Genomic DNA, 11,330 nt, shown 5'->3' on the forward strand with positions numbered 1-11,330 from the left:
CCTTAACTTCGCGGTCGCCAAGGAGGGTGCAACCGGGGTGGATTTCCTCGGGCCCCGCGAGCGTGCGGAGCGAGGTCGACTTGCCGCAGCTGGAGGCGCGGCGCTGGGGTCTCCCCCGGCGCCGCGCCCAGCCTAGCGTCAGCCCTTCGCGGCGGTCACCGCCTGGGTGAGGGCCCCCGGCTGCTGCCAGTCCTCCTCGAAGCGCTTGCCGTCGATCACGATCGCGGGCGTCGTGAACTCACCGCTGCCGCCGGCCGACGCGAGCGTGGTGCCCGCGTTGTCCGTGAGGCTGGCGACGTACGGGGCGAAGACGCGCCACTCCTCGTCGCCGTCGGCCGCGGTGAAGCGGGTGGCGACCTCGTCGGGCACGCCGGCGTCACGAGCGATCTGGGCGATCTCCTCGTCGGAGAGGCCCTCGCTGTTCTCGGCCGGCTGGTTGGCGAAGAGCGCCGCCGTGAAGTCGAGGAACTGCTCGGGCGCCTCGTCGGCGACAACCGCCGCCGCGACGGCCGCACGCGTGGAGTACTCGGTGCCGTTCGAGAACCGGTCGAGGATCGACGTGGGGTGGTACACGACCGTCACGTCGCCGGACGCCCGCAGCGCGGCGAGCTCGCTCTCGTTGGACGCCTCGAACTGGGCGCAGTACGGGCACATGAAGTCGAGGTACACGTCGACGACGGTCGCGCCGTCCCCGGGCTCCTCGCCCGCGACGCCCTCGGCTCCGACGGGGATGCCGCCGGACTCGACCGCGGTCGACGGGGCCTCGACCTCGGTGATCGCCACCGGGTCGCCGGTGTACGCGGCGCCGGCGGCGACGTCCTTGCCCTGGCTGAGGATGAGCGTCACGACGACGGCCAGCACGGCGACCGCCGCGACGAGGCCGCTGATCGCGACGATCCGGTTGCGCTTCTCGCGCTTCTTCTGCTCCGCCTGCAGCTGGAGCGCCTTCTGGCGGGCCTCGTCGCGGCGCTCGGCCTTCGACTGGCGGGGTTCGTTGGGCATGGTCCTGCTCTCGTTGTCCGGGGTGGTGGGTGGGCTGCTCACGCGGGCGCGAGCGGCGGACCCCGGTGCGGGTGCAGCCGCAGACCACGGGTCCCCGGCGGACGGACGTCGGGCTCGCCGACGACGACGAGGCGCCGCAGCGGTGCGGGCGCGACGTGCGAGCGGGCCGGGAGCCGCACGAGCACGACGCGGAGCAGCTCCCCGGCGGACGACGCGGCGCGCACCACGAGGGCGGTCAGGCCCGCCCCGAACGCGGCGGCGGCGACGTGCGCGACGAGCACCGGGGCGGCCACGCTGAGCACGAGGATGGCGCCGTGCGTCGCGGCGTCGCTCACGGCGAGCGTGCCCTCGGGGCAGTCGTTCGCGCTGCTCAGGAGCGCGAGGCGCACGCCGAGCTGACCGAGCGGCCCGTCGGCGCTCACGCACGGGTGCAGCAGCAGGCGGCCCTGGAGCACGAGCACGCCGAGCGCGACGGCGAGCAGGCCGGCCGCCGTGAGCACGAGGGCGAGCGACCGGTCGAGCGGCGACGGACGGGCGGATCCCGCGAGTCGCGCGGCCGGGCGGCCGGGAACGCGCCCGCGCGGCGACCACAGGCGGTGCCGCGCAGGCACCGCCGCACGCGCGCGTGGGCCGGTCATGGGGTCAGGGTACGGGTCAGGGCTGTGCGTCGAGGGCGGTCCAGCGCAACGACGGCGTGCGGGCCGCCCGGCGCCTCACCGGGGCGCAGCGGTCAGGGCAGCCGCGGCTGCGGCAGGGGCGCCCACGCCACCTGCGGGTCCCCGAGCGTCTCGAGCACCAGGACCGCGGCGACCGCGAGCGCCACGAGGGTCAGCACGAACGCCCCCGCACGTCCCGGCGCGACGACGGACAGCACCCGGCGGGCGCCGATGCGGGTCGTGAGCGCGATCGGCCCCCACCACAGCGTGACGAGGCCGAGCAGGAAGACCCCGGCGACGATCGCCGAGGCGATGATCCCGGTCGGCTCCCCGCCCCGGACCCCGTCGGGTGCCCAGTACCCGCCGGTCAGCAGCCACCACAGGACGCCCAGCACCATGAGCACGAGGCAGCCGGCGACGAGGACCGCGGGCACGAGCCCGAGGACCGCGAGCACGAGGTGCCACGGCACCGACACGACGGCGCGCAGCGTGTCGGTGCGCCGCACGCCGTTGCGCTCGCGGCGGGTGTGCATCGCCTCGACCGTGGAGCCCGCAGTCCGCACCAGGACGAGCACGACGCCGAGCACGACGAGCGTCCAGCCCGGGTAGAGCGCGGCGGACGCGGTCGCCAGGAGCGCCAGGGCCAGCAGGCTCCCCCACCGGCGGCGCGCGAACGGGCGCTCGTAGCCGAGGTCGTCGTCCTCCGAGTACGCGTCGTCGCCCGCAGGGTCGGCCCAGCCGCCGGCGCCGGCGCCGGCGTCGTCGGCCCCGTAGCCACGGCCGTCGTCGGCCGCGCCGGCGTAGGCACCGCCGCCGTAGGCATCGGCGTCGTAGGCATCGGCGTTGTGGGCGGCGCCGTCGTACGCCCGGTCGTCGACGAGCGTGTCGTGGCGGTCGGCGCGGGTCCCCACCGGGACGGACGGTGGCGCGGCGACCGGCGCCCGCAGCACCTGGGTGTGGCCGTCGTTGGTCAGGACCGTCGAGCTCGCGACCGCGCCGACCGCGGTCCCGGCCGCGCCGAGCAGCACGGTGTCCTGCGCGTCGTCGGCGTACGGCTCGCGCTCGTCGTCCTCGTCCGGCTCGTCGCCGTCGGCGCCACCGCCGTCCGCGGCGCGCTCCGTCGCGTCGCCTTGCGGGGCGAGGGTGGCCGCACCGGCCAGCCCGGTCGCCGCCGCGGCAGCGCCGGTACCCGCGGCCCCGACCGCGGCCGGCACGCGCTTGGTCAGCAGCACCGTCGCGACGGCGTCCTCGGCGTCCCCGGCGTCGTCCGCGTCGTCGTCGTCGTCGCCTGCGTCGCCCAGGTCCGCGTCGTCCCCGTCCGCGTCGCCCAGGTCGGCGCCGTCCCGGTCGGCGTCGTCGTCCTCCGGGCCGACCCCGCCGGCACGGTGCGCCGCGTCGTCCCCCGCGCCGTCGTCCCCCGCGCCGTCGTCCCCTACGCCGTCGTCCCCTGCGCCGTCGTCCTCCGCGTCGTCGTTCCCCACGCCCCCGCCCGCCGAGGCGGCCGCCGCCCCGGCCGGGTCCCCGTCCACGGCCGCGACCTGCAACGCCGCGACCACGTCGGCCGCCGAGAGCCGTGTCCCCGGGTCGGCCGCGAGCGCCCCGCGCAGAGCCCCCGCGGTCAGCGGGCCGATCCCCGCGACGTCCGGGTCGCCCGCGCGCGCCTTCGCGAGCACTTGCTCGAGCGGCCGCAGCCCGAACGGCGCACGGCCCGTCGCGGCGAACGCGAGGAGCGCCGCCCAGCCCCACCAGTCGCTGCGCTCGGTCGGCTCGGCGCCGTCGAGCAGCTCGGGCGCGAGGTACCCGGGCGTGCCGATCACCAGACCGGTCGAGGTGACGCGTGCGTCGTCGGCGGCGTGAGCGATCCCGAAGTCGATGAGCACCGGGCCGTGCTCGGTCACGAGGACGTTGCTCGGCTTGAGGTCGCGGTGCACCACGCCGGCCTCGTGCACCGCGGTCAGCGCGCTGCGCAGGCCCTCCGCGACCTCGTGCAGCATCGCGGCGTCGAGCGGCCCGTGCGCGCGCACGTGCTCCTCGAGGTTCACCCCGTCGACGAGCTCGGTGACGATGAACGCCTCGGTCGAGTCGGCCTCGGCGTCGAGCACCGCCGCGACCGCGGGGTGGCGCAGCCGCTGCAGCGCGAGGACCTCGCGGCGCAGGCGCTCGCGGGCCTCGGTGTCGGTGTCGTCGGCGCCGTGCAGCAGCTTGAGCGCGACCGCCGCGCCGCCGCCGTCGAGGGCCCGGTACACCGTCCCCATGCCACCCGACCCGAGCGGTGCGACGATCGAGTACCCACCGACCTCTGACCCCGGGGTCAGGCCCTTGCGCTCCATGCCCGGACAGTAGCGGGGCGCGCGGGCGTCCGGGCGCAGCCCGCTCGTGGGCACGCCGCCTGCACGAGCACTCCACGGTATGGTCGAAAAAACCCCAAGGAGCTGATCGACGGTGGGAAGTGCCGGTTATGACCTCGTGGTGGTCGCGAACCGACTGCCCGTGGACGTCTCGCTCGGCGAGGACGGTGAGCCGACGTGGACCCGGTCGCCGGGTGGCCTCGTCACCGCGCTCGAGCCCGTGATGAAGGACGCGGACGGCGCCTGGGTGGGCTGGGGCGGCTCGCCGGACCTCGAGCTCGACCCGTTCGACGCCGACGGCATGCGCCTCGTCCCGGTGCCGCTGTCCGAGCGTGAGCTCGAGGACTACTACGAGGGGTTCTCGAACGACACCCTCTGGCCGCTCTACCACGACGTGATCGAGCCGCCGCAGTTCCACCGCCAGTGGTGGGAGTCGTACCGCAAGGTCAACTGGCGGTTCGCGACGGCCGCCGCCGAGCAGGCCGCGCACGGCGCGACCGTCTGGGTGCACGACTACCAGCTCCAGCTGGTCCCGGCGATGCTGCGCCAGCTGCGCGCGGACGTGCGGATCGGCTACTTCCACCACATCCCGTTCCCGGCGCTCGAGATCTTCGCGCAGCTGCCGTGGCGCAAGCAGGTCGTCGAGGGCCTGCTCGGCGCCGACCTCGTCGGCTTCCAGCGCCCGGGCGACGCGGCGAACTTCGTGCGCGTCGTGCGCCGGTTCACGGACCTGACGACGCGCGGTCAGGTCGTGACGATCACGAAGCACGGCAAGGTCGAGCGGCACGTGCGCGCGGCGGCGTTCCCCATCTCGATCGACTCCAAGAGGTTCGACGCGCTGGCCCGCACACCCGAGGTCCAGCAGCGCGCCAAGGAGATCCGCACCGAGCTCGGCGACCCCAAGGTCCTCCTGCTCGGCTGCGACCGGCTCGACTACACCAAGGGCATCCGGCACCGCATCAAGGCGTACGGCGAGCTGCTCGAGGACGAGCGCCTCTCGGTCGCGGACACCACGCTCGTGCAGATCGCGAGCCCGAGCCGGGAGAACGTCGGCGCGTACCAGCAGCTGCGCGACGACGTCGAGCTGCTCGTCGGGCGGATCAACGGCGACTACGGCGAGCTCGGGCACGCCGCGATCCACTACATGCACCACTCCTACCCGATGGAGGAGATGGCGGCCCTGTACCTGGCGGCCGACGTGATGCTCGTGACCGCGCTGCGCGACGGCATGAACCTCGTCGCCAAGGAGTACGTGGCCGCCCGGTCCGACGACCGCGGCGCGCTCGTGCTCAGCGAGTTCACGGGTGCCGCGGACGAGCTCACGGGCGCGATCCTGGTCAACCCGCACGACATCGCGGGCCTCAAGGACGCGATCACGTACGCGGTGCACCTGGACCCGCGCGAGGCGCGCAAGCGGATGCGCCGGCTGCGCAAGCGGGTGCTCGAGAACGACGTCGCGCAGTGGTCCGACTCGTTCCTCGCGGTGCTGACCGCCGTCCCGGTCCGCGGGGAGAGCGGCTCGACGACGCACGGCGAGTCGTCCGACTCCGTCCACGCCGGTTCCGCGGGGCGGGGCGACGATGTCTGAGCCGCGCACGGCCACCGCCGCCACCGGCCCGGCCGACGACCGGTCCACGACCCTCGCGGCCCTCGCCGCGCTCGCGGGCGACACCTCGCGCCGCCCGCTGCTCGTCGCGCTCGACTTCGACGGCGTCCTCGCCCCGTTGCAGGACGACCCGTCGGCGTCGCGCATCCTCCCGCGCGGCGTCACGGCCCTCGAGGCCCTCGGTGGGCTGCCCGACGACGCCCGGGTGCGCATCGCGCTCGTCTCGGGGCGCGCGATGGCCGACCTGCACACGCTCGCGCAGGTCCCGCCCGGCACGTTCCTCGTCGGCAGCCACGGCGCCGAGCGCGCCCGCGTCACGACGTTCGGCCTGGACCGGGACGTTGTGCAGCTGAGCGACGAGCAGGCGGACCGCCTCGCGGCCCTCGGCGCGCAGACCGCGTCGGTGGCCCGCGGGCGGGACGGCGTGTGGGTCGAGACCAAGCCGACCGCGGTCGTGGTGCACACCCGGCTCGCGGAGCGGGACGTGGCCGCGGCAGCGGAGCGTGAGGCGCTCGAGATCGGCGCGGAGCTCGGCTCGGGCGTGCTGCACGGCAAGGACGTCGTCGAGATCTCGGTGCTGCACGCGAGCAAGGGCGAGGCCATCACGGCGCTGCGGACCGAGCTCGGGGCGGCCGTCGTCGTCTACGCGGGCGACGACGTGACCGACGAGCACGCGTTCGCGGCGCTCGGGCCGGACGACGTGACGGTCAAGGTCGGGGCGGGCGACACGGTCGCACGGTTCCGGCTGGCCTCGCCGGACGACGTGGTCGAGGCGCTCGACCTGCTCGCGACGGACCTCGGGGTGGCGCAGGGCTGACGGACGGCGGGGGCGGCGGACCGGGCCCGCGACGACCGCCGGTTCCGTCGCGCGCCGTCCCCCGGGTCGCACCCTGCCCCGCGTCGCACCCTGCCCCGCGTCGCACCCCGCCCCGCGTCGCGCCCTGCCCCGCCTCGCACCCCGTCCCCGGTCGCACGTCCGCCTCGCACCCCGCCCTCCCCGCCCGTCGCGCCCCGTCCCTGCCCGCTCCGTCGAGCCGGTCCGTGCGCCGCGGCGTAGGTTGCGAGGCATGGGCCGTGGCGACATGCAGGCGGTCGAGCTCGTCCCCGGGGACGCCCCGGACCCGGTCCCGGCCGCACCTCCCCAGGCGGACCGTCCCCGCCTCGGCCGTCGGGCGCGCCGCACGCTCGTCGTGGTCGCCCTCGTGGTGTGCGCGGTGCTCGTCGGGACGCAGCTCGTGCTCGACGCGCGGGAGCGCACGCGGCTCGCCCGCCTCGCGACGGTGCCGCACGTGCTCGCTCCGCTCGGCGAGACCCTCGACGTGCGGTGGACGTCCGACGGGGTCGCGGGGCACCTCGTGCGGACCGGCGTGCGGTCGGGGGACCTCCTGGTCGGCACGTTCGCCGGCGAGGACGGCGTCCCGACGGTGGGCGCGGTCCGGTCGTCGACCGGAGCGACCGTGTGGTCCACGGCCGTGGGCGCGTCCTCGCCCCGCTCCGTGATCGAGCCCGGCTTCGGGCCGGCGTGCCAGGCCGACGAGGAGCGTCCGGGCAGCCTCGTCGTCTGCCTGGTCACGGGGGTGGCGGACACCGACACGGGCGCGCGGCCCGGCGTCCCCACCTGGGCCGAGGTGCTCGTGCTCGAGCCGGCGACGGGCGAGGTCGTCGCACGCCGCCCGACGGAGCCGAGCACCCGGCTCGCGGTGCTCGGCGACGCCCTCGTCCGCGCGCGCGGCGACGACTCGGGCCGGCTGCTCGTGACCGCCGAGGACCCGCGCACGGGCGCCGAGCGGTGGCGGTTCTCGGTGCCCGAGCCGCTCGCGGTCGACCGCAGCTTCGGTGTCCTCCTCTCGCTGTGGGTCACCGGCGGGCACCTCCAGATCGCCGAGACCCAGGGCCGCACGTGGCTCCTCTCGCCCGACGGCGAGCTGCTGCACGCGACGACGACGGGCTCGGAGGTCGTCGCGTGGCCCGAGGCGCTGCGCGGCGGGCGCGTCGGGCTCGTCTCCTACGAGGGCTCGGGGTCGACGCGGCTGCTGCTCGAGGACGGCACGCCCGGACCGCTGCTGCCCGGTGTCCCGGCGTTCACGTCGGTCGACGACGGCTCCGCGCCCGGCCTCGTCCTGACCGCGGACGAGCGCTTCCACGCGTGGGACGCCCGCACGGGCACCGCGGTGTGGCAGAGCGAGCGGATCGGCGACGGTGCGGTCCCCTGGACCGACACGATCCTGCTCGACGGCGCCCTGTACGGGGCCGACGCGTCGGGGCGGATCGTCGCGCTCGACGCGGCGACCGGTGCGACGCGCTGGACGGCGGCGTTCACGCCGAGCGCGGACCGCAGCGTCTGGACCGACGGCCGCATGGTCCTCGTGCTCGAGCTCGCGGAGGACGGCCGCCGCCGGCTGAGCGGGTTCGCGCTCTCCGACGGCAGCCGCGCCTTCACCGGGGAGCTCCCCGACGTCGAGGTGCTGACGTCGAGCGGTCGGTTGCTGTTCGGGATCCCGGACTTCGGCTCCGACCGCGTTCTGGCCCTCGGTTGACCGCACACGGGACCCGGCCGCACGGGCGACGGGGAGCGTCGGGAGACCGCCGTCGTGCAGGTGATCTGGTAGGGGTGTGAGGTGGGCAGGTGAGTCGGTGCGGGCGTGGGCGGCGCGCGAGCGGCCGTCGAGGACGGAAGGCACGGTGAGCCGGGACCCGATGGTCGAGGTCGAGCTCGTCGCGGCCCCCGCCCAGGACCCGGGCTCGGCGCCGGAAGCCGGGCGGGCCGAGGAGCCGCGCCGGCGCGTGCGCACCCGGACGGTCGTCGTCGCCGGTGCGGTCCTCGTCGCGGCTCTCGTCGGGACGCAGTCGGCGCTCGACGCCCGCGAGCGCGCCGAGATGGCCCGCTACGCCGAGGTGCCCGGTGTGCTCCCGCCGCTCGGCGACGGCCTCGAGGCCCGCTGGGAGCCCGGGCTCGGCGACGTGCTCACCCTGTACGCCGGGGCCGAGGTCGGCGGGCTGGGGCTCGGCGCACGGTTCGAGGACTCCGGAGCGCAGAGCGCGGTCGCCCTCGACCCGGCGACGGGCGACGTCCGGTGGTCGACGCCGCTGCGCGGTCCCGAGGAGCTCCTCGTCGACGCCGTGGAGAACCTGCAGGCCGTCCCGTGCGACGCGACGACGGGCGAGGCGCCGCTGCTCGTCTGCCTCGTCGGCGGCCGGTACGAGCGCCCGTCGGTGCCGCCCGAGTCCTATGGAGGCGACACGTCGCTGCCCACGCCGGTGCCGCGGGAGGCCGATCTCGTGGTGCTCGACGCCACGACGGGTGAGGTCGTCCGCCGCACGCCCGAGCAGCCACGCACCGGGATGCTCGTGGCCGGCGGCACGGTCGTGACCGCGTCCTGCGAGCACGACGGGAGCGTCGTGGTCCGCGCCCGGGACGTGCGCACGGGCGGGGTGGCGTGGGAGCAGGCCCTGCCGGCGGGGACCGCCGAGCGTGAGTGGGCGCGCGCCGGGGCGGTCCCGTACCTCGTGCCTGCGGGCGACACCGTGGTCGTCGTCCTCGGGACGGCCGTGGTGCTGCTCGGCCCCGACGGCACGCTCACCGGCACGGCCCCCGCGAGCGCCTCGGCGACGGGCTCCGTCGTCCAGCCCGCGCGGGGCGACCGGGTGGTGCGCCGCGGGCTCGGGATCTCGGGCGGGACGGCCGACTCGCTGCTCGCCCCCGACGGGACCGTCACGGCCCTGCCCGAGGGCAGTCTCCGGCCCCTCACCGTGGACGACGGGTCCGAGCCCGACGTGCTGCTCCTCACCGGGGCGCCGGACGCGGACGGCGGGCTGCTCGCGTGGGACGCCGGGACCGCCGAGGTGCGCTGGGCCGTCGACGACCTGCTCGTCGCCGACGCCGTGGTGCTCGGCGGCGTCGCGTACCTCGTCGGGTACGACCGCTCGCTGCGCGCCGTCGAGCTCGAGGACGGGACGACGCGCTGGCGCACGGCACCCCCGAGCGCGAGGGGCACCGGCGACGGCCCGACCACCAGTCCCTCGCTCCTGACGGACGGCCGGTCCCTCGTCGTCGTGGCCCGACGCGCCGGCGCCACCGAGGCCCGGGCGTACGCGCTCCGGGACGGCCGGTCCACGTGGGCCGGGACCCTGCCGTTCGAGGTCGACGGCGTCCAGCCGCTCGGGGGCCGTGCAGTGGCGTGGTCGAGGGACGCGGACCGCTGGACGGTGCTCGGCTGAGAGGTGCCCGACCCCCTCCCACCTGCACGGGCGGGTCGTGTGGCAGGATGGGCCGCGGACCGAGGGCGACGACGCCGACCGTGTGCGCACCCGCGAGCTACCTCAGCAGGTGCTCCCACGGCCGACGACTGCTCCCGGTCTGTGTCAGCGGCGACACTTCTGACACCTTTCACTACGGATCGTCCGGCACGTACCTGCCGGTGAAGGGAACACATCATGGCTACGGTCACGTTCGACAACGCCACCCGGGTCTACCCCGGCACGGAGCGTCCCGCGGTGGACGCGCTCAACCTCCACGTCGAGGACGGCGAGTTCCTCGTCCTCGTCGGCCCCTCCGGCTGCGGCAAGTCGACCTCGCTCCGCATGCTCGCGGGCCTCGAGGACGTCAACGCCGGTCGCATCCTCATCGGCGACCGCGACGTCACGGACGTCCAGCCCAAGGACCGCGACATCGCGATGGTCTTCCAGAACTACGCGCTGTACCCGCACATGACGGTCGCCGACAACATGGGCTTCGCGCTCAAGATCGCCGGAACCCAGAAGTCGGAGATCCGCAGCCGCGTCGAGGAGGCCGCCAAGATCCTCGACCTCACCGAGTACCTCGACCGCAAGCCGAAGGCCCTCTCGGGTGGCCAGCGTCAGCGCGTCGCGATGGGCCGCGCGATCGTGCGTCAGCCCCAGGTGTTCCTCATGGACGAGCCGCTGTCGAACCTCGACGCCAAGCTCCGGGTCCAGACGCGCACGCAGATCGCCTCGCTCCAGCGCCGCCTGGGCGTCACGACGGTCTACGTCACGCACGACCAGACCGAGGCCCTCACGATGGGTGACCGCATCGCGGTCCTCAAGGACGGCCTCCTGCAGCAGGTCGGCACGCCGCGCGACATGTACGACACCCCGAAGAACGTCTTCGTCGCCGGCTTCATCGGCTCGCCGGCCATGAACATCGGCACGTTCCCGGTGCTCGAGGGCTACGCGCAGGTCGGCAAGGCCCGCATCGCCGTCCCGCGCGACGTCATCACGGGTCTCACGACCGAGGACAAGGGCCACGTCACGATCGGGTTCCGTCCCGAGTCGCTCGACGTCGTCCCCCAGGGCACGCCGGACGCCATCCCGGTCGAGGTCAACCTCGTCGAGGAGCTCGGCTCGGACGCGTTCGTCTACGGCTCGCTGACCAACGAGTTCGGTGCCGCGGCCACCGTGCACTCCGGTGCCGGCGACGCGCAGGTCGTCGTCCGCGTCGACCCCCGTCAGGTCCCCGCCAAGGGCGAGACCATCTGGGTCCGCATCCGCACGGGCGAGCAGCACCTGTTCCACGCCGGCTCGGGCGAGCGCATCGCGTACGCCTGACCTGCACCTGACTGACCCGCGAGGGGGGGACGGGAACCACCCGGCCCCCCCCCCGGGGTTTTTTTCCCCCCCCCGCCTCGTTTTTGTGTGTTCTGTTGGTTTTTTGTGTTCTCCTGGTGGGGGGCGTTTTCCCCTTTTGGTTTTCCCCCTCCC

The 11,330-nt window shown here is 75.4% G+C and carries 8 protein-coding genes; 5 read left to right on the forward strand and 3 right to left on the reverse strand.

Going from position 1 to position 11,330, the window contains the following annotated elements:
* Positions 1-138: 138 nt before the first annotated feature.
* The 3 genes from ACWFNE_RS08545 to ACWFNE_RS08555 form a co-directional block, all read right to left on the reverse strand.
* Positions 139-1,002 (reverse strand): DsbA family protein, encoded by an 864-nt coding sequence (locus ACWFNE_RS08545; RefSeq protein WP_452121997.1) that lies wholly within the window; start codon positions 1,000-1,002, stop codon positions 139-141.
* 38 nt (positions 1,003-1,040) lie between these two features.
* On the reverse strand, positions 1,041-1,640 hold the full coding sequence (locus ACWFNE_RS08550) for a hypothetical protein (protein WP_452121998.1): 600 nt from the start codon (positions 1,638-1,640) through the stop codon (positions 1,041-1,043).
* A 92-nt stretch (positions 1,641-1,732) separates the two neighbouring features.
* Entirely contained in the window at positions 1,733-3,988 is a 2,256-nt protein-coding gene (locus tag ACWFNE_RS08555; RefSeq protein WP_452121999.1) for a serine/threonine-protein kinase, read from the reverse strand.
* Between the two features lie 112 nt (positions 3,989-4,100).
* Here ACWFNE_RS08555 and ACWFNE_RS08560 point away from each other — a divergent pair, with 112 nt between their 5' ends.
* From ACWFNE_RS08560 to ACWFNE_RS08580, 5 genes are all read left to right on the forward strand, one after another.
* Positions 4,101-5,594: an alpha,alpha-trehalose-phosphate synthase (UDP-forming) gene (locus ACWFNE_RS08560; RefSeq protein ID WP_452122000.1), complete on the forward strand. Its 1,494-nt coding sequence runs from the start codon at positions 4,101-4,103 to the stop codon at positions 5,592-5,594.
* Positions 5,587-6,429: a trehalose-phosphatase gene (gene otsB / locus ACWFNE_RS08565; RefSeq protein ID WP_452122001.1), complete on the forward strand. Its 843-nt coding sequence runs from the start codon at positions 5,587-5,589 to the stop codon at positions 6,427-6,429. The genes ACWFNE_RS08560 and otsB overlap by 8 nt, the downstream gene beginning before the upstream one ends.
* 250 nt (positions 6,430-6,679) lie before the next feature.
* Positions 6,680-8,149 carry an outer membrane protein assembly factor BamB family protein gene (locus ACWFNE_RS08570; RefSeq protein ID WP_452122002.1) on the forward strand — a complete coding sequence of 490 codons (1,470 nt, stop codon included), beginning with the start codon at positions 6,680-6,682 and terminating at the stop codon, positions 8,147-8,149.
* Between the two features lie 145 nt (positions 8,150-8,294).
* Positions 8,295-9,830 carry an outer membrane protein assembly factor BamB family protein gene (locus tag ACWFNE_RS08575; protein ID WP_452122003.1) on the forward strand — a complete coding sequence of 512 codons (1,536 nt, stop codon included), beginning with the start codon at positions 8,295-8,297 and terminating at the stop codon, positions 9,828-9,830.
* Between the two features lie 216 nt (positions 9,831-10,046).
* Entirely contained in the window at positions 10,047-11,177 is a 1,131-nt protein-coding gene (locus ACWFNE_RS08580) for an ABC transporter ATP-binding protein (protein ID WP_452122004.1), read from the forward strand.
* Positions 11,178-11,330: the final 153 nt, after the last annotated feature.

This window comes from Cellulomonas sp. NPDC055163 (assembly GCF_053607065.1).

Excerpts from the sequence above, each read along its gene's own strand:
- otsB (WP_452122001.1), top strand. The coding sequence starts at position 5,587 with ATGTCTGAGCCGCGCACGGCCACCGCCGCCACCGGCCCGGCCGACGAC.
- ACWFNE_RS08580 (WP_452122004.1), top strand. The coding sequence starts at position 10,047 with ATGGCTACGGTCACGTTCGACAACGCCACCCGGGTCTACCCCGGCACG.
- ACWFNE_RS08545 (WP_452121997.1), bottom strand. The coding sequence starts at position 1,002 with ATGCCCAACGAACCCCGCCAGTCGAAGGCCGAGCGCCGCGACGAGGCC.
- ACWFNE_RS08570 (WP_452122002.1), top strand. The coding sequence starts at position 6,680 with ATGGGCCGTGGCGACATGCAGGCGGTCGAGCTCGTCCCCGGGGACGCC.
- ACWFNE_RS08555 (WP_452121999.1), bottom strand. The coding sequence starts at position 3,988 with ATGGAGCGCAAGGGCCTGACCCCGGGGTCAGAGGTCGGTGGGTACTCG.
- ACWFNE_RS08550 (WP_452121998.1), bottom strand. The coding sequence starts at position 1,640 with ATGACCGGCCCACGCGCGCGTGCGGCGGTGCCTGCGCGGCACCGCCTG.